The organism is Pedobacter sp. KBW06, assembly GCF_003852525.1.
GTDB lineage: Bacteria > Bacteroidota > Bacteroidia > Sphingobacteriales > Sphingobacteriaceae > Pedobacter.
The window spans coordinates 38,417-57,687 of record NZ_QAJL01000003.1 but is presented as its reverse complement, the minus strand read 5'-3'; the positions used below and the strand labels follow the sequence as shown (position 1 = coordinate 57,687).

The window sequence follows — 19,271 nt, the reverse complement described above, 5'->3', positions numbered from 1 at the left end:
ATTCATTTAGTTATATGATCTATGTCCTTTGATCCTCTGGTTCAGGAGGCTTTTAATTGACATAAAGAATAAGGAATAATTGACGGGTTAAATTATATATTTGAAAATAAATAAACGAAATACTATGAGTATGATTTTTAGAAACTGTTGGGCATACCTGATTTTATTTATTTTAATCGGTTCGGGCTGTAAGCGCGTGGTTAAACAAGATCATCAGGCCCAGCAGGCTCCTGCCGTTTCTGAAGCAGATTCTAAGGCCGAAATGAAGAAGATTATGAGCCTGAAGCTGCCGCAAAAAACAATTTTAGTGGATCAGCAGTATAGTTTTAGCATACCTGCGCATTATATTTTTGCAGTACAAAGGCTGGCGGCTACGGAACTGGAAGATGACCATAAACTAGGGAAACTGGACCTTTCGACCCTGAAAGATAGCATTTCGGTCATTTCTTTTGGAAATGTCTTTTCCAAAGAGGAGCGTTTGTACCATCAGAGCATCATGATCATTCCGGAAGCCGATTCGACATTGCTTACTGTGGAAGACGTCAAAGCAGATTTTCCCAATGTGGAAACGGTTTACTTCCAGGATGAAAACAGTATTATTTTTGATCAGAATGATAATTTTATCGCCCTCTACCTGAAATATGATGTGCTGCATAAAAGCTATATTTTTTATAAAGCTGAAATGGGCTGGAGTCAAAAGCTTCCAAAGGAGGAAAAGATAAACCTCTTTGCACACCTGATCAGGAACGCTAAAAACTTTACGGATAAAAATACTCCGGCCATTCAATTCAGTTCCTGGGAAGAGTATGCACATAACCTGCCTTTGATCGAAGTAAATATGCTCAATAGGTTTTTTAAAAAGCTGGAAAAAGAGCAGGCCATATTTCTGGAAGAAGGTGAAACCATAGCCCCAAGAACGGAAGCTAATTATGAGCTTGCCGCATTATCCAGGCTAACGACAAATGAGCAATTGGCTTTTCATAAATTTATTGATGCGGTAAAAGCAAATAAGGTAAGTGAGTTAACTAATCTGGATTATAATCGGGATGTTTTTGATGTAAACAACCAGAACAGGTATACCTTAAATACCGATGGCAATTGTTACATCATAAAGACCTCGCACAAAGGGTATGATGGTGTATTTGCTCCAGGTACAGTAGAAGTGCTTTGCCCGATAGATTATCGCAATAAAAGCTTTCTACTAAAAACTATGGTAGATGACCTGCAGGCTGGTGATGTAGACCTGTTCGTTAAAATCTTTAATTACTTTAGTAAGCACCATACTTTAGATCTTAAATCCAAATAAGGAACACCTAAAACCTAAACTCATGTTTAAATATCATATCCTCCCTTCTTTATTGCTGCTTGCACTGATTTCCTGCAATCCTGTCGGAACCGACATCATTGAAATTCCTTTGAAGGTAGGGGAAGTGTCTTCGGCTGAAGGGATCGACTTAAAAAAAGGCGATAAGGTCATGATCTGGTCTAAACTGGAGATGAATGATAAGGATGATTCTCCTGCTTTTAAGGTCAGGTACCATATCGAAAGTGAAGGGAAATCGCTGCTGTACGATAGTTTGGATGTGTTTAAAGGCGAACATGAGATCAATTCAAAGAAGACAACCGAATCTTATCGTTCCAGTAGTTCTTCCGGAAAAGATTCAACCGTTTACTATTCACAACATAAGTTTGAAATTGAAAACACTCAGTTTGTCGTACCCAAAGACGGCAAGTATAATTTTGATTTTAAACTTACACAGGACCTGAGCAGCTTTTCCAAAGGATTCTCCATCATACTGAGAAAATAAGTTATTTAAACTCTTCCATATACTGCTCAAATTTCTCTGCATCATGTTCCTCAAAATATTCCGTGTAAAACGACTTGTGAAGGACATAATGTATGATATAGTAAACCAGGGCCGAGGCGGTAAGTCCCAGCCAGATAAAGGATAGGATCTTGCCTTTAAAGAAGGAAAGGTAACCTTCTGTGAAATCGAAGAACTCCTTGATATCGCTGTAATACAGAAATAGAAAGACGAAAAAAGGAACTATTTTCGTACTTACTTTATACCTGCTCAGTAATACTACGGCAATAATAAATACCGGTATTTTGTAGAATATAGCAGGCTCCCGGTATGCCGCAGGGTCTCCAAAATATTTATAAAGAATGTATAGGGTAATTAGCGCCCCATAAACCATCAGGTGGATATTTCTGTTTTTCTTTAAATTTTCAACGTAACTGGCAACAGGTGCAACACTCTTTTTAACGAAGAGCAATACAAAAAAGGAGATCAGGTTTAAGATGGGTAAGACCGATATGGCATTTAAAACACCCAAATACTTCTGTAAGGTATAATTCCTGTACTGAATCAAATTAGCGAAAAATCTCCCGCTGATGATCAATACGGTCAAATAGGACAAGATATAGGTGATCGTTGTTATTTTTAGCGAAGAGGAAGAGAACGACATAGAAAATATCGACCCTATCATATCCAAAATGGTCAGTAACAGGATCGTGTAACTGATGATAAAGCCCCATTTAAAGAAAGTACCGGAAATGGCTTGACGGTCAATTGGGTACATTAATTTTTCAATGGAATAAATCCGGTTGGAAAGGTACAGGAAGCCAATTAATACCGCCGTGGTTTTAAAAGAGAGCACTAAGAAGATGATCGAAACGAGAATGTCTTTTACGTATAAAGATTCTGCAGTTATAAATTCGGTGTATTTATATAAAGAGTCCGGATCGGAGGATACCGCATAGCTGAAAACCAATGCACCGCACAAGGGGATAATGAAGGATTTGAACCTGGATATGCCTGCCGGTTTGGCTTCAGTTTTAAAGTAAAATACCGTAAAACAGATCAGCGGAATAAAAAAGGTAACAAACCTCATCGCATTATAAATGCCCATGCTGTTTTCTATATCTAAATGATAATCGAGGAAAGCTGACCAATCTGATTTGAAGATATAGTAGGGAATAAAAAGGAGTTGTATCAGCACGCCTTTAGCAATGAGTTTGTTCCTGTAAAAATACCAGGCAAAAACCAGACTTTCTAAAAACCAGTTTTGTGCCTGCCACAGATAACCGTAAAAGGAATTGTCTGGTCCGTAACTGTCTACAAAATAATTGCTTATTTGAAGAAACGCAACAATAATACCTAATATCCAAATAGATTTGAGGGCATTTTCTTGTTTATCACTAAAGCGCAAGGTCATATTTATCAGCTTAATATATTTGTTTAAACAAGTTACCCGTTTAAACAAATATATTAAAGTTTTGGAATCTGTATGATGTTGCGTAAGATAAACTCATTATTTAAATGAAAAAGCTTTGAATTTAGCGTAATTCACTCAATTCAACTATCGATCCAATCCCAATGAAAACAGGGCCGGGCCCGACCCATTATGTTTTAAAAAATACTTTCCATTTTTTTTGTCGTTAAAATCAAATATATTTAATCATGGATTTGTTTATCCAACTGCATGTATGAAAAATAATAAAAAAGAATTGTTACCGGAACAACGGGAAGAACTGCTCAATACCTTAAAAACGCGTTTTGAGAAAAATATGAACCGTCATCAAGGTCTGGAATGGGCCAATGTGTTGGCAAAACTGGAAGCTAAGCCCCAAAAGCTTTGGTCACTCGACGACATGGAAATCAGCGGTGGCGAACCGGATGTTGTTGGTTATGATCAAAAAACTGACGAATACATTTTTTATGATTGTTCGCCCGAAAGCCCGAAAGGACGCAGAAGTGTTTGCTATGATGGCGAAGCGCTGGAGTCGAGGAAAGAGCATAAACCCAAAAATAGTGCCCTCGAGATGGCTGCTGCCATGGGTATCGAAATTTTAACGGAAGAGCAATATCGCGAATTGCAGCAATTTGGAAAGTTTGATACCAAAACTTCCAGCTGGATAAAAACACCTGCAGATATCAGAAAGCTTGGCGGAGCAATTTTTGCTGATTACCGCTACGGTACGATCTTCGTTTACCACAACGGCGCAGAATCTTATTACGGCGCAAGGGGCTTTCGTGCTTCGCTCAAAGTATAACCTGATTCAGGATACCTCAACCTTTGGCGCTTAACTTAACCAATCAGGGATATAAAAGGTACTTCGCCCGGATGGCCTTAAACTTCTGCAATCCGGGTTCCCAGCTTTTTCTGATGTCTGCTTCAGATACGCCGGCGATGATCTGTTTTCTCAGCTGATCGGTACCTATGCGCAGGTCAAAAGCGGATATATCCTGGTTCGCTCTTCCGGGAGTAAAGAAATTAGCTTTATCCGGGTAGGCATTGTACAATTCAATTAACCAGGATAAATTAATCTGGCGGCTTTTCCGAAGCTTGTTAATGTCATAACTGCGAAGGTCAGGGCCATAGCAAACTGCGTCTTTGTGACGTGGGGCCTCACTCATTCCCGGAATACTTACCGGTTTGTAGGAAAAAGAGTACTTGTCTTTCAATGCAGGTGCGCCCAATATGGTAAATGGCATATACGTTCCCCGGCCTTCATTGATCGCTGTTCCTTCAAACATGCATAAGCTTGGGAAAAGCATCACCGCTTGCTGTGTATTTAAATTCGGTGAGGGATTTACCGGTAATACATAAGACATGTCATGATCATAATTGGCAACTTTTATAATCTTTAATTTGCATTGTTCTTTCAGGTACCCCTCTCCGTTAAGGTATTGTCCAAATTCAGCGATAGTCATACCATGCGTCATGGGCGTATAGTGGATCCCTATGGCAGATTTAAATTTATCATCAGTCATTACCGGCCCGTCAACTACATATGCGTTAGGATTGGGCCTGTCAAGAATAAGCAGTTCTTTATTGTTTTCTGCACAGGCTTCCATTACATACTCAAGCGTATTGATATTCGTATAATAGCGGCAGCCCACATCCTGAATGTCAAAGACCATCAGGTCGATATCTGCCAGCTGTTTTTTTGTTGGCTTCTCGTTTTTGCCGTATAATGAAATGATTGGAATGCCGGTTTTGGCATCTACCTCATTGCCCACCACTGCTCCATTACTGGCATTGCCTCTAAAGCCATGCTCAGGTCCAAAGACTTTTACAATTTTAATTCCAAGGCTCACCAGACTGTCTACGCTGCTTTTTGTACCGATAATGGAACTCTGATTTGCAACAAGGCCAATTCGTTTTCCTTTTAGATAAGGCAAATATTTTTCAGTCTGATCGGCACCTGTGATTATTCCTGGTTTATTGGATGTATTTTGGTTTGAGGACGCCTTTTGTGCGGCGCATTCATTGTTGCTGATCGCCAGAAGCGTTAAAAAAAGTACAGAAATAAATCTCATCATTTTTGGAAAGTTTATCATTTCTTAATTAGGAGTAATGTGCTATGCAGGATGTTTCCAGGCCACAAATACTAAATTAATGAATTTGGTTAAAGTAAGGCTATATATTGATTAAAATCGCCGCTAAATCTGCTTCTGAGCTGGATTTTTTTAATTTCCAAAGGACTTAAATATGAACTGTTTCCTGAAAAAATCATCGAAATTTCAAACAAACCCTATATTTTTTGAGTTTAATTGAAAAATTTATTTGCCCTTGGATACGAAAAACATAAAATATACGCCCCTGTCGGAACAACGGTTTATTGATCCGGCTATTCTCGCCAGTGTACTGGATGCGACCAATACAGGTGTTGTCATAACTGATAATTTATTGCCAGACAACCCTATCATCTATTGCAATGCTGCTTTTGAGGAAATGTGTGGTTATGACCACGACGAGATCATCGGTCATAATTGCCGCTTTTTACAGGATAAGGATCGCAGTCAGGAGTCTCGCTTTAAAATTGCCCAGGCCATCAAAGATGGTGAAAACTGTGTGGTGGAAATCAGGAACTACACTAAGGATGGGCGGTTGTTTCACAATGAGCTCTACCTTTCCCCGGTGAAAGATGCCGCTGGTAATGTGACTCATTTTATCGGCATACAAAATGATGTGAGCTTAAGAAAAAAAGCTGAACAGACGCTTCAAATGAACTTTAAGGAAATTGAAAGGCAGGTGATCGACAGAACGCGGATGCTGAAAGAGAGTGAAGAGTACCTTTCCAGTATTGTGGAAACCATCCGCGAAAGCCTGCTGGTCATGGATAAAGACTATACGGTTTTAAGTGCAAACAACCATTTTCTGAATACTTTCAAGGTGTCCATCAATGATACCAAAGGAAAGTTGTTGTACGACCTTGGAAACGGACAATGGAACATTCCTGAACTGAGGTTAATGATGGAAGAAATATTGCCAACCAATAACCCGGTGCTTGATTATGAGGTCGAACACGAGTTTCCGCATATCGGCCGGAAGCTGATGCTATTGAATGCGCATAGGGTAGAGCTGGAAGGTCAGTTTAAGGATCGGATTTTATTGGCAATTGAAGACATTACGGAAAGAAAGGCCGTTGAGCAACGCAAAGATGATTTCCTTTCCATTGCCAGTCATGAGTTGAAAACCCCCTTAACCACTGTGGTTGGTTATGTGCAGATGATGCAGCGCCTTATGCCTGAAAACTCATCAGAGAAATTCCGTTCTGTAGTCGAAAAAACAGGAACATATGTTGCACGTCTGAATCAGCTGCTGAAAGAACTGATGGATGTTTCACGCATACAATCTGGCAATATCGAATTGCATATGGATTATTTCGACTTCGATAAAATGGTTAGGGAGACCATTGATGGGCTCCAGACCGCTGCTCCCGGACACCGCATCGTTGTTAAAGGGAAACCTGTTCATCAGTGTTATGGTGATGAATCCAACCTGGTGCAGGTGATCAACAATCTGATCAGTAATGCCATCAAATATTCGCCGGATTCCAAAGAGGTCGAGATCCACATCTCCCGGGTGAGTAGTTTTATTAAGTTTTCAGTCAGAGATTATGGACTTGGCATAAAAGAGGATGATCTGAAAAAAGTATTTGAAAGGTTTTATCGTGTTGGGGATATTCAGAAAAATTATCCGGGTATGGGCATTGGTCTCTATATCTGTGATCAGATTATAAAAAATCATAAAGGAACGCTTTGGGTAGAAAGTGAACTGGGAGAAGGATCGGTATTTAGTTTTACTTTACCGGTAAATCCGGATAAAAAAGCGGCTTATGGGGATTAAAAAAGTAATGGTATGTGATGACGACAGAGGAATATTAGACTTAATCGAACTGATCATGGAGGATGCCGGATTTTCAGTCATCTCAGAAATCAATAGTCTGAATGCCATCTCCCGAATTGAAAAGGAAAAACCTGATTTGCTGATCTTAGACATTTGGATGCCTGTATTATCAGGAGATCAGGTCTTAAAAAGTATAAAAGACAGCAGCAGTATAGTTAACCTTCCGGTGATTATGTATTCGGCAAGCACAGAAGGGGAGGTGATTGCCAAAGCTGCGGGTGCCGACGACTATATTGCCAAGCCTTTTGATTTAGATGAATTGATCGGTAAGGTAAATAAGTGGATGGTGTGATTGGTTAAACTGGCCGGCATCTGTTTCTGAATTCACAGCCAGACAGCCCGTTCTCACAGTCTGCCTTTCTTTTGCTGATACCCGGGCTTAATTTTAGCCCTATGAAAAAAACGAAAACGATCAGCACTTTATTGTTAAGCATGTTATTTGGCCTCTCATGGACTGTAAAAGCACAATCCAGCCAAACCATGCAGAGCCGGATTCAATCGATGACTAAAGAAATGAACCCGGAAAAAAATGTGATTTCCCTGCACAATATCATCAGGGAATACAAACTGGATTCCCTTAAAAACGCAGAGGACATTGATATGCTAAAAGGACAGGTTGCCATCTCTTTTCTCAAAGCTGGTGCATTTCCAAAATTTGAAGCCTATATCGGTTTGATCAGCAACAAATTTAACCAGACTTCTTACCTGAACCTCGCAGTGGCAGAATTACTTGATGCCAAAGCTAACATAGCTTACGCGCAAGTTCTGGCAAAAAGAACTGTCCAATTGTACGATTCTTACAAAGATGATCCTTCGGCGAGGCCAGGCAATTTTCCTTTGGAAGATTGGAATCGGTTTATGAGGATGGCAGCATATCCGTATTACGAAACCTATGCCGAAATTCTTCATGCCAATGGCGATGATAAAACCGCACTATTATTCGAAGAGAAAGCATTAAAAGACCTTAACCTGGAAGATGCTGGCACATCATCAGTGGCACTTTATACCAGACTGTTGGCATCACAGGGGCAGGAGGATAAAGCATATGAAATATTATTGAAAATGACCAGGGTTGGAAAATCAAACTTAAATATGAACCTTCAGTTCAGGAGCTTGTGTGTCAACAAAATGGGAACCGAAAGAGCTGTCATCTTTTTGGATTCCATTCAAAAAAACATCAGTAATACCTATAAAATTGAGGTTGCTAAGAAAATGATAACTAACCTGGAAGCTCCGGGTTTCAGCCTCTCAGACCTCAATGGAAAGCGTGTAACGCTTGCCAGCCTGAAGGGAAAAGTTGTTGTGCTCGACTTCTGGGCCACCTGGTGTAATCCCTGCATTGCCTCAATGCCGGCAATGGAAAAAATCAGTAAAGCACATCCGGAGGTTGTCTTTCTTTTTGTGGCAACAAGAGAGGAGGGAAAAGCTGCAGAACAAAGGGTAAAGTCCTATATTAAACAGCATAAATTCCCACTTAATGTATTGATGGACCGGCCTTCAGATCAGCATCCGAAAGTGTTCCAGGTGGCATCCGCTTATAAAATAGATGGAATTCCCGCCAAAATCGTCATCGACGCAAAGGGCAAACTCAGGTTTTCCACTATAGGATATTCAACTGATACTGAACTCATCAATGAACTGGAAGCAATGATCGCTATTGCCGGGGCACAATAAGGAGCCAAATGATATTAACATTATATTCGTGGTTTAAGAAAGGCATATGAACTTAATTCCCTTTATTTTATTGCTGATTGCCTGCATTCAAAGTGCCTATGGTCAGCAAGTTCATGCACCGGCAAAATCATACCTGCGTTTTGAAGCTGCAGAGGTTCGGGGGACTGAGGTTAAGGAAACCGTGCAGGGAAACTTGACGAAAGTTTATACCTCTGGTGGCTTTATTCACGTTCATACCACCACTGCATTTAATGGCTTGATCCACAAGCTTTCCGAAAAGAATACCAAAAATGAGACTAAAGTTCGGGAGGGTGGTTTCGAGGTTTATATCTACCCTGGTCAGGAGTTTTCCATCAATGTATTGGACAGAAACAATGATACGGTGCTGAGCAGCTATGTCATCAAAAGGCCGAAGCTGATTCCTGAAGTCAGGTTCTTCCATCAGGCTGAAAACAGCGAAAACCCCTTCCATATTTCATCTTCCGTAGATCATTCTGATGAACTCAGCACATCGCCTGGAGAAATAAAATTAGGCATTTCCGCAAGGACTGATTTTAAAGATATGGAGCTGGAATATACTTTAATCAACCTAAAGACCAGAAGGGTTCAAAGCGGAGTTGGAAAAACCGGCTTCGATTCTTTAAAGCTGATTGCGAATACAGATTATGAACTAAGGGTTAACTATGTGGTTCAAAAAGAAAGCCAACAGCTCACTTACATCCATGTAAAACCTTACTGGTATCAATCTTTGATCAGCTATGTGATATTTCTATTCGTAGTGGTAGTCATCGGTTTTCTATTGATCACAAGAGGTTTAAAAAATAAGGTCAGATCCTCACAAAAGGAGCAGCAAAAAATGGAAGAGGCGGCGATTAGACTGCAGTCTCTGTTAAATCCACATTTTACCTTTAATGCACTCAGCTCTATTCAGGGATTGATGAACACCGGTCGCATTGAGGAAGCCAATCATTATTTACAGGAATTTAGCCTTCTGCTGAGGAAAACGCTGGCTAAAAGCAAAGCGGTGTTTAACAGCCTGGATCAGGAGCTGGAAATGATGCGCATGTATCTGAACCTGGAAGCTTTGCGCTTCAATTTTTCCTGGGACATTGAAGTCGCCCCGGAGCTCGATACATCCGACATAGAAATTCCTACTTTACTCCTGCAACCCCTGATCGAGAATGCGGTTAAACATGGCCTTTCGGGGCTTGGTGATCAGGGACGATTGCTGATCATTTGCAGGGAAGGGGAGAAAAAGAATACTTTTGTAGTGATCGTGAAGGATAACGGAACCTGGCTGGATAAAAAAACAGATTCAGGCTATGGTCTTTCTTTAACCGCAGAAAGAATACTGACGATCAACAAGTTGAGAGAAGAACAGGCGATTGTGCTTGATTTCCATAAACAATCCGGAACGGAAGCGATTTTAACATTTCACAATTGGATCAATAATTAGATGATAACTGCAGTATTAGTCGATGATGAGCGCATCAATATAGATAACCTGAAAGCTTTGCTGGCCCGTCACTGTGAAAAAATTGAGGTCGTGGCCACCGCGATGAATGCAGATGAGGCAAAAGAACATATCCTGGAATTAGCGCCGGATGTAGTCTTTCTTGATATCGACATGCCCGGAAAGAATGGTTTTGATCTTTTAAGGTCTATAGAAGATCCTGGTTTTGATGTTGTTTTTGTGACCGCTTACGATGCCTATGGCATCATGGCCGTTAAATTTTCAGCACTGGAATATCTGTTGAAACCCATAAATATTGCAGAGCTCAAAAATACGGTAGACAAAATAGCCCAATCGGTCAATGCCAAAAGGCATCACCTTCGCCTAAACAACCTCTTTAAACTGTTAGACCGTAAATTACCGGACGAGCAGCAAAAAATCGCTTTGCCCACCTTGAAAGAAACTTATCTGGTTCCGGTAAAGGATATTGTTCGCTGCAGCTCTTCAAATAACTATACCACGTTTTTTCTGACCAACGGAACGGAATACCTGATCTCAAAACCCCTATATGAGTATGAGGAATTGCTGAGCCCTTATGGATTTATTCGTTGTCACCAGTCACATTTGGTCAATAAAACACATGTGACCAGTATCCTCAATGAAGATTCCGGATACCTGGTTATGGATTACGGTAGTCAGAAGGTACCCATTTCAAAACAGAAGAAAACTTCGGTTAAAACCTTGTTAAAAATGTAGTTCGGCTGTTTTCTTTTATGCTGTTTTATCATCGGTATATTGAACCAACCACAATATTCTCCCAACATACCATTGATACCTATCATATTGGAATTATTATATATATTCGCCTAATTTATAATAAATCTAAATAAGAATATTGATATGAAACACCTCTATTTTATCTTGTTAGCCCTATTCCCCACACTCTTATCAGCTCAGGTACCCGATAGCCTGAGTAATGTACAAGTCCCCTTATCAGGCCGGGTGACTGATTTATCAGGCAATCCAATCGATAAGGCAACCATTACCCTTCTGAATACAAAGCATAAAACAGTTACCGATAGGAGGGGTGAATTCAAATTCAACGCCCTCAGCGCGGGAACATATCAGATACGCATCAAAGCTTTAGGATATCAGGAATTACAGGAAGTCATTACTGTTAAAGATAAGGAACAGAACGCGCTTGTCTTTAAGCTGGAGTTCAAATCCGAAAGCCTTACTGAGGTTGCGATCACCGGACAAAAGCGCAAAACGGCTTCAATTACCAAGTCAGAATTGGCTTTAATTGATATTCCTATATCTATACAGGTGATCGATCATAAACTCATTGAACAAAGACAGATCACGAGCATAGAAGATGCCATTAAAAATGTGAGTGGCCTTACCCAGACAGACACTTATAATGGTGCTTATTCGATGTTTAATGGAAGAGGTTTTGGATTAAACTCTTCTGCAAACTTCCGGAGAAACGGCATTTTTACGTACAACAATACCCAGCTCTATACAGACAACATAGAAAGTATCGAAATTTTGAAAGGACCGGCCTCTATTCAATTTGGTGACATCGCACCTGGAGCGGTAATGAATTTTGTCACCAAAAAGCCCCTGGATTCTACTTTTCAAAGGTTCGAACTAAAAGCTGACGACTATGGAATGATCAGGCCTGCAATAGACATCAATGGTAAACTTACCAAAGACAATAAACTGTTGTACCGGTTGAATACCAGTTACGAAAGCGGCAGTAGCTTTGTTGATTATGTAAAAAACAAAACCTATTTAATTGCGCCAACGGTAGCCTGGAAAATAACGGACAACCTGAACTGGAACATAGAATTGGTGGCCAGAAATGACCAGCGAACCATGGCTCCCGGAATTGTCTCGAAAAATGCGGATTTCTCTGAAGTGAAGAAGATGCCAATCCGCACATTCCTGGGAGAACCGAATACGCAGGCAAGATATAATGAAGCGAGCGTATACTCTACCTTGAGTTACAAAGTAAATAACAACTGGCATTTCCAGAATACCTTTTATTATACAAAAGCAAATTCTTCGTATGAGTCTATCTTTTTTACGGATAACAAAGTCCTGGACAATGGAGATTTGAACAGAACGAATGAATTCTGGAAAACTTTTGAAAAAAACATCGGAACTTCCAACGATTTAATCGGTAAAATCAAGGTACTGAATACCACCCACAATGTGGTGTTAGGCTTTGATAATTTCTATAGCGATAATGCTTACTATAATGCTGAATATAAGCAACTGAAGCCATTCAATATTTATAACCCCAGGTATGGAGAGAATGAATTGCCCCTGATTCCGGGTTATGAAGGGGATAAAGACAAAGAGAGAAGTTTTATCAAAAGGTATGGATTTTATTTACAGGATCAGATCAAAATATGGCAGGATAAAATCCAGTTTCTGTTGGGCATACGCTTTAATAAAACGATCAGGGGCCAGAAATATACAGCTGCGGTTCCGGCACCGGAAGGTTATCTGGACGATAAACAAACACCTTTTACGCCCAGATTTGGTTTGTTATTTAAGCCATACGCTAATCTTTCTTTTTATGCTTCCTATGCCAAATCATACGAACAAAATGGATGGGAAACGATTTCCAGAATTATGTTGAAACCTACGATGGGGGAGCAGCTGGACTTTGGTGTCAAATCAAATCTGTTAAATGACAGACTTGGGATTTCATTGTCAGTTTTCAAAATCAATAAAACAGATGTAACAGGTTATGTGATGGGGCTGGGCAGCAAACCGGATTTTCCGCATCTGTTCTACAATGAGCAATTTAAATGGGCATTGTATGACGGTGCAAAACACAGCAGTAAAGGAATCGAACTTGATGTCAATGGAAAAATTACCAGTGATTTGTCTGTCAATATTGCGGCTTCCTATATCGAAGCAAAGGTGGTAGCTGACCCGGCCTACAAGACCGGAAATATTTTATCCGGAGCGCCAAAAGTAATTTCCAATTTGTGGGTTGACTATCAGTTGGACAAGGTTTTATTAAAAGGCCTTGACGTTGGTTATGGACTTTCTTACAGAGGTCAGTTTTATAGCAACACGCTGAACCTGCCCAACCAGAAAGTATCGAGTTACTTGTCGATGGATCTGGTAGCAGGATATAAATATAAAAATATCTTTACCAGGATAAGTGTCAGTAATTTAACAAATAATACAGGTTATCTGGCTACTGATGGGGTTTACAGACCGTTTTGGCCAAGAAGAACAGTCTTCAGTATTGGTTATAAAATCTGATAACTACCTATAATAGAACAGCCTNNAGGCTGTTCTATTATAGGTAAACCCTAAATTTCCCAGGGTTCGAATCCCGGAGATTAAATAATCGTTTTCCGGCTGCTCAACATATTGTCAGGATCCTTACTGTAGGCTGCTTTGATTTCCTTTAAGCGGTCATAGCTTTCCTGAAAATAAACCTGTGTTGGAATACTATCATCTTTAAAACTGATGAAAGCACCATATGTGGCCGGGATCTCATAGTCACGGCATCGCTCCAGCCAGTCTAACGCACGGTTCACATAAGGCTGTACCTTGGGATTTACACCCTCATTGTCCCACCAAACCTGATACTGTATCGTATAGTAGCATTTTTTGTAAGGGAAGGCACTGCCTTGAGGAAACTCGTTTGCTTTATGGTTGTAATTTTTATAGTATTCACCGGTAATGGCACCAAGCGTAAAATAGGCCGATAGCTTTTCTTTTGCTCCTTGGACATCCAAAAGATTGGACTCCAGACTTTCAATTAATTTTTTCCTGCGCAAATCGGCCAGATGCTTATCACTTTGTACAGTGGCAAATCTTGAGGTGATTTTATGGGGAGCAGGTAAATCCATTTCCGGAGGGATGGCTTCAAAGTGCCTGGGTAGTGCTGCAGTATCATACACACTTTCCAGAAGCGGATTTTTATGATCATCCGTATCCCATTTTACCACTCTGTCCCATGCAGAAAAAGTACTCCATGCACGTCTGTTGATATCGGGAACTGCCATCAGTTTGCCTGATGATCCATCCGTCGTGTTGTTGGACAATGCAGCCTCAATACTATCCTCAAATTTCACCTCATATAAATCATATTGCTTGCGTGGAAACCAGTCTTTAACGATGATTTCTTCCAGTGCCTTTTCAAAGTCATGCTGACTTTTAAACCGGGACTTACTGCCCATATAATAGCCATAGAAATAACAATTGTGCAGTGATTTTTCTACCGGGGTTTTATCTTTTTCATCTTTGTATTTGGCCACAATTTTGAGATTTGTTCCAAGGAGGTCCTTGTTCTCATTGTAAGTGATGAGTTCTTCCCAGCGTTTCAGCAAGTCAACTGCGGGAGGAATAACCCTGCCGGGTTTTTGTTCCCAGGAGATCGTAAATTTAGTCGTATAATCCGGCAGTGTAAATGTTTTATAGATCAGCTCGGTCACGATTCCGTAACTCATGCCTCCGCCACCACGCAATGCCCATAGCAGTTTACGGTCTTCTTCATTGAGGTCTTTTACAGGACCTCCCTGATATACCGGGATCAGCTTATTGTCTATAATTGTCCGGTAAGCGCCATCACCCAATACAATGGTCACTCCGGCCAGGCTCTCGCAGCCCATTCCTTTCTGACGTGTCCAGGGACCCCAGCCACCTCCGAAGGAGAAACCTGCGATGCGTACTGAAAAGCAGGTGCCATGTGGTAAGCCTACATTCTTCGCATTCATCTGCTCAATAAGGCTTAAAAACATGATGCCAGGCTGTATAATGGCATAATTCTTTTCCGGCTGGATGTCAACGGTATCCATACCCGAGAGGTCTATCACAAGGGAATCTGTGGCCGAGCATTCACCTTCATGATCGTGGCCTCCGGAGAGTACCCTCAGGACCCCTTTGTAATCGTATTTTTTGATACATTTCATCACCTCTGATACCTGCGCTGTATTTTTACAAAATACAATCGCCGTAGGACGGAATTGATAATAGGTGTTGAAGATCTGTCTTTTCTCATTGTAAACTGCATTGGTTTCAGGCGAGTCGTACAAGATTTCAGGCATGTTGTTTTTTGGGAGATATTTTTTCAATATCTCAACAATGTGAGGGAGCGTCATTTCCATGATCTGGTTTTTAAGAGCGTTAATAATTTATAATAAAGTAGGGCAAAATATTTTTGATAATCAAGTCGGAGGAAATATTATTTTGCATTGCGATATTAAAAGAATGTTCGTGGAATAATAAAGGGCAGCACGCATAATTAGCTTAGCTGCCCTTCAAATCTTTTGATATATTATCGTTGGGCAAGTTCGCGCAGCCCAACTGGCAGGACTAAATTGTATCTGACGGTGTTGAGGTGGAGAGGGATCGCAGCCTTTGAGGTGATGGTACCCAGATAAAGCGTCAGGCTATCTGTATGATCTGAAACATTGCATTCCAGAATGAATTTCCCCTTTTCATCAGTGATTTGTACACCTGAACGATGATGGTCAACTCTGACGCCAGCTTTAGGAACTCCATTAACTAAGACTTGTCCATTAATCCTATAATGTTCAGAGACGGGCTTCAACTGTATCGTCGTCGCAGCCTGAGCTGTGTTGCCTGAAATCAAGCCAAGTTTTGCTGCAAAAAACACGGTGCTTCCGCAAAAAATAGCTACGACAATAGGGGAGATGATCTGACCCTGAACGATACTGGAACGGCACAATTTTGACCATACAGTATGGTGCTCGGCGAATGATAGAGCCTCCAAAAGGGTAGCCCGGTCGTTTTCCCAAAAACTAAAGTCTATCGACTCGAATCTTTGGCTATACCGGTCCAATACAACAAAGGATTGTTGCATGATGATATTCAATTTTTCCGGAAGTTCCTGTTCCAAAAAAAGCTTCATACCGGTACGGTTTCTACTGATTGCCCAAGCGATTACATGTCGGGGTCCCGCTTGGACGGTACTGGCATCGCTTTCGTCATCTTGACTACCAGCGTTTTCCAATGAAGAGGGAAGATCTTCGATGATCTTCCTAAATTGGGTTTTCGTGATTTGTTCCATAATCGTTTCGGTTTTGGTTTGGTAATTTATTGGTAGTCAGTATTATGATGCATATTGTGTGGGCCCTTAAAGACAAGGCAAATCCTGTACCTAAACCTCCGGTGTAATTTTTTAAGAATAAATTCACATGCGATTTGTCATGCTGAAATTTTGTCTTTATTGACAGAAAAGGCCCTAAGATTTGGCAGAATATAGCAATAAAGCAGTTCTGATTTTAATTGTCAATATGTTGTCATGATATTGTAAAGGTTTTCGTGTTTAAAAGTGCTGACAAATTTGGCCGTTTTAAAAATCAAAAGCGAAGTTTTGTCAGGTAAGTGTCTAAGATTGCTTACATTTCTATGACTTAACCCTGTTGTATTGTATTGTATTTGTATGGCGCTCATTCAGCCTTGGGGCACGAGAATGGTTGGAGAAATTGAAAAAAAGAAAGGCTGGCTAGGCCAGCCATATCATTCTGGATATTATCATTTTTAGCTTCATTTGCTAAAACATTTGCTGAGCTGGAGCTCTTAATTCTGATCGTGGATAGAATTACCAGAGATTTCCTTTATAATCTTTGCACTGAAAGTATGTCTGCCGGTCAGCCATCTGTTCACTTCGTCCGGATTGATGTCCAGGGAAACAGCTAGGTCATTTGCAGAAAGGCCTTTATCGGCCAGTACTTTTACAGTTTTACTGGCAAGGTCCAGGTTCAACTGTGATAATTCCTCTATCGCGGGGTTTCCGCTTTCTTCCAGCCAGATGGAGACAAAGTCGTTCTCTTCCATTTATTCTTTTGTAGTTGTTTAAAGTATTCCAGGTATTTCAGCCCATTTATTCGTTGGGCGGCAAATTTAATGATATTACTTTTATTATCACAAACACAGGGTAAAAGCCTGTAGTCTGCGCTGTATTACAGCATTTTTTTTTACATAAAGCCAAGCTGATTTAAATTAATTCACAATTATGTGATATATTTGTTGTTTTCTAAATTTCTTTTTATATTTAAGTATCTATTCACTTAAAGTTATTTTTATGAAAAAATTAAATGGAATGAAGGGTAAATTCTCTTCAGAAAACAAAGAACTTACCAGGGATGAATTGAAACACGTAAATGGAGGAAGACATGCAATCAAATCCAATATTGTAAGTTCTGAGGGTTGTGTTGAAACAGATTATTATACACAAGCAGGTGGAGAATACATAGAGAGATCATGGTTGTGTTTCAACTAAATAACGCTGTAATTTCCTTTCATATGGTTAGGATGAACAGCAGAGTCATTTAAATAATAATCTCCCCTGATTATAAATTGATGACGCTCCAAGACAAGGCCTCAGAGAAATCTGGGGCTTTTGTATTTCCGGAGTTAGGGAATTATTCTAATTTTGGCGATACTATGAATGCTTTACACACTTTCATTTGCCCGTCATGCGGCAAAGAACATACCCAGTGGCCTGCGCTGGCTTTCCCTTTTCCTTCCAGTTATGGTTCACTTACTGAGGAGGAAAAACAATACGGACAAACAGAACTCAATGAAGATTTTTGTGTGATTGAATATCCCGATCAAACTGACTTTTTTATACGGACCACACTGACTCAAAAAGTAATCGGAAGCTGTGAAGGATTGGATTATGGGGTATGGGTTTCATTGAGTGAAAAGAGCTTCCTGGATTATAATGAGAATTTTGACAACGAAAACCATGAGGTTGTTTACTTTGGCTGGTTGTCAAACTGGCTTCCTGACTACGATTACAGCGGCTCAATTCCAATGAATGTGGAAACAAGAAAAGGCAATCAACGTCCTGACGTGATTCCTCATGAAGACCCTAACCATCCATTTGTTCGGGATTATTATGCAGGAATTTCATTGAAAGAGGCCGAACGCAGGATTGCGGCAATCTTTTCTGTCTGAGAATGTGCTAAGGTAGGGGCTGGTCACCTAAATCATTTAATTTCTGAGTTTTTAACACGCTGTTGTCTGGTGTCCTGACTTTCCGGTCGACCGTACATTTTTAGACGAATCATTTGAGAAAAAGTTTGCCCAGGAGCAGCTCTTGGGGACCTTATCGAATTGGTTTGGGGGCTTCGCGATATTTATTTCCTGTCTGGGCTTACTCGGTTTGGCTTTATACATGGCAGAACAACGTAAAAAGGAAATCAGCATCCGTAAGGTGCTCGGTGCAAATACCTATAGCATTTTGACTTCGCTCAATATGGATTTCATAAAATTAGTCATCATTGCTAATCTTATTGCCTTTCCGCTAGCCTATCTGGTCATCAATAAATGGTTATCGTCCTTTGATTTTAGGGTAACCATATCTGCATTTCCGTTTATACTGGCAGCAGTGCTGTCCCTGCTTATTGCCTTGCTAACCGTAAGTATTCAATCCATTAGAGTTACGAGGGCGAATGCTATGGATGCCTTAAGAAGTGAATAAGCTGAAAAATTCTTTTTTGTAAAATTCGCCTAAGGGGAGCTCATTTCCTTTTGATTAAAACTAATTTACATCCCAAACAAGTAAACCTGCTGAGGCCAAAATTCCATAGTAATCATCGTTGGCTTATCATTTTTTTTGTTAAAGAGATTCTTAAACATATCAATAATTTAGCCTTTCTGTTCCAAATCTTGCTGAATACGTCTTGCCCGCTTCGTTTTGATAAAATAAAGGCAACAGATTGAGGTGATTAAAGGGTAAGGAAACCGGCTAACAAATCCTTCTTTGTAGTTTAAAAACTCAAAAGTTAAAATTGCTATTAAAATGACAACAGAGAAAATCAGTGTAAGGTTGATGATACGCTCCATGTTTGTTTTGTTTTAATGCAAGTTAATAATAAAACGCTTAACTACAATGCAGCGGTATTTCTTTTATGGTTATTAAATCAGCAGTTCGAAA

General features: G+C 40.2%; 18 protein-coding genes. 12 read left to right on the top strand and 6 right to left on the bottom strand.

Annotated elements, in window-relative coordinates; all coding sequences use genetic code 11:
• Positions 1-124 precede the first annotated feature (124 nt).
• Positions 125-1,306 carry a hypothetical protein gene (locus DBR43_RS15065; protein WP_124582223.1) on the top strand — a complete coding sequence of 394 codons (1,182 nt, stop codon included), beginning with the start codon at positions 125-127 and terminating at the stop codon, positions 1,304-1,306.
• Positions 1,307-1,328: 22 nt separating this feature from the next.
• Positions 1,329-1,808 carry a hypothetical protein gene (locus DBR43_RS15060; RefSeq protein ID WP_124582221.1) on the top strand — a complete coding sequence of 160 codons (480 nt, stop codon included), beginning with the start codon at positions 1,329-1,331 and terminating at the stop codon, positions 1,806-1,808.
• 1 nt (position 1,809) lies between these two features.
• On the opposite strand, the gene DBR43_RS15055 is transcribed toward DBR43_RS15060, so the two are convergent.
• A complete protein-coding gene (locus DBR43_RS15055; RefSeq protein WP_124582219.1) occupies positions 1,810-3,219 on the bottom strand; it encodes a hypothetical protein in 1,410 nt (469 codons plus the stop codon).
• 271 nt (positions 3,220-3,490) lie between these two features.
• Here DBR43_RS15055 and DBR43_RS15050 point away from each other — a divergent pair, with 271 nt between their 5' ends.
• A complete protein-coding gene (locus DBR43_RS15050; RefSeq protein WP_124582217.1) occupies positions 3,491-4,057 on the top strand; it encodes a DUF4256 domain-containing protein in 567 nt (188 codons plus the stop codon).
• 43 nt (positions 4,058-4,100) lie between these two features.
• Here DBR43_RS15050 and DBR43_RS15045 read toward each other — a convergent pair whose 3' ends face one another.
• Positions 4,101-5,330: an exo-beta-N-acetylmuramidase NamZ domain-containing protein gene (locus tag DBR43_RS15045; RefSeq protein WP_124582215.1), complete on the bottom strand. Its 1,230-nt coding sequence runs from the start codon at positions 5,328-5,330 to the stop codon at positions 4,101-4,103.
• Between the two features lie 250 nt (positions 5,331-5,580).
• Here DBR43_RS15045 and DBR43_RS15040 point away from each other — a divergent pair, with 250 nt between their 5' ends.
• From DBR43_RS15040 to DBR43_RS15015, 6 genes are all read left to right on the top strand, one after another.
• Entirely contained in the window at positions 5,581-7,140 is a 1,560-nt protein-coding gene (locus DBR43_RS15040) for a PAS domain-containing sensor histidine kinase (protein ID WP_233602984.1), read from the top strand.
• Entirely contained in the window at positions 7,130-7,492 is a 363-nt protein-coding gene (locus tag DBR43_RS15035) for a PleD family two-component system response regulator (protein ID WP_124582213.1), read from the top strand. Before DBR43_RS15040 ends, DBR43_RS15035 begins: the two co-directional genes overlap by 11 nt.
• 101 nt (positions 7,493-7,593) lie before the next feature.
• Positions 7,594-8,874 (top strand): TlpA family protein disulfide reductase, encoded by a 1,281-nt coding sequence (locus DBR43_RS32940; protein WP_158622501.1) that lies wholly within the window; start codon positions 7,594-7,596, stop codon positions 8,872-8,874.
• A 46-nt stretch (positions 8,875-8,920) separates the two neighbouring features.
• A complete protein-coding gene (locus tag DBR43_RS15025) occupies positions 8,921-10,330 on the top strand; it encodes a sensor histidine kinase (protein WP_124582211.1) in 1,410 nt (469 codons plus the stop codon).
• Positions 10,331-11,083: a LytR/AlgR family response regulator transcription factor gene (locus DBR43_RS15020; RefSeq protein WP_124582209.1), complete on the top strand. Its 753-nt coding sequence runs from the start codon at positions 10,331-10,333 to the stop codon at positions 11,081-11,083. It abuts the gene before it with no gap.
• Positions 11,084-11,227: 144 nt separating this feature from the next.
• Positions 11,228-13,615, top strand: coding sequence for a TonB-dependent receptor (locus tag DBR43_RS15015; protein ID WP_124582207.1), 2,388 nt, complete (start codon positions 11,228-11,230; stop codon positions 13,613-13,615).
• A gap of 80 nt (positions 13,616-13,695) precedes the next feature.
• Here the strand turns inward: DBR43_RS15015 and DBR43_RS15010 are convergent, their stop codons facing one another.
• The 3 genes from DBR43_RS15010 to DBR43_RS15000 form a co-directional block, all read right to left on the bottom strand.
• On the bottom strand, positions 13,696-15,468 hold the full coding sequence (locus DBR43_RS15010) for an FAD-dependent oxidoreductase (protein WP_124582205.1): 1,773 nt from the start codon (positions 15,466-15,468) through the stop codon (positions 13,696-13,698).
• Between the two features lie 170 nt (positions 15,469-15,638).
• On the bottom strand, positions 15,639-16,394 hold the full coding sequence (locus DBR43_RS15005) for a hypothetical protein (RefSeq protein ID WP_124582203.1): 756 nt from the start codon (positions 16,392-16,394) through the stop codon (positions 15,639-15,641).
• A gap of 512 nt (positions 16,395-16,906) precedes the next feature.
• Positions 16,907-17,164: a helix-turn-helix domain-containing protein gene (locus tag DBR43_RS15000; RefSeq protein WP_124582201.1), complete on the bottom strand. Its 258-nt coding sequence runs from the start codon at positions 17,162-17,164 to the stop codon at positions 16,907-16,909.
• Positions 17,165-17,411: 247 nt separating this feature from the next.
• Here DBR43_RS15000 and DBR43_RS14995 point away from each other — a divergent pair, with 247 nt between their 5' ends.
• The 3 genes from DBR43_RS14995 (at position 17,412) to DBR43_RS14985 (ending at position 18,815) form a co-directional block, all read left to right on the top strand.
• Positions 17,412-17,609: a TIGR04139 family peptide modification target gene (locus tag DBR43_RS14995; protein ID WP_124582199.1), complete on the top strand. Its 198-nt coding sequence runs from the start codon at positions 17,412-17,414 to the stop codon at positions 17,607-17,609.
• Between the two features lie 80 nt (positions 17,610-17,689).
• Entirely contained in the window at positions 17,690-18,289 is a 600-nt protein-coding gene (locus tag DBR43_RS14990) for a DUF2199 domain-containing protein (protein ID WP_233602983.1), read from the top strand.
• A 142-nt stretch (positions 18,290-18,431) separates the two neighbouring features.
• Complete coding sequence (locus DBR43_RS14985) at positions 18,432-18,815, top strand: ABC transporter permease (RefSeq protein WP_124582197.1); 384 nt, start codon at positions 18,432-18,434, stop codon at positions 18,813-18,815.
• A 167-nt stretch (positions 18,816-18,982) separates the two neighbouring features.
• On the opposite strand, the gene DBR43_RS14980 is transcribed toward DBR43_RS14985, so the two are convergent.
• Complete coding sequence (locus tag DBR43_RS14980; RefSeq protein WP_124582195.1) at positions 18,983-19,180, bottom strand: hypothetical protein; 198 nt, start codon at positions 19,178-19,180, stop codon at positions 18,983-18,985.
• Between the last annotated feature and the right edge of the window lie 91 nt (positions 19,181-19,271).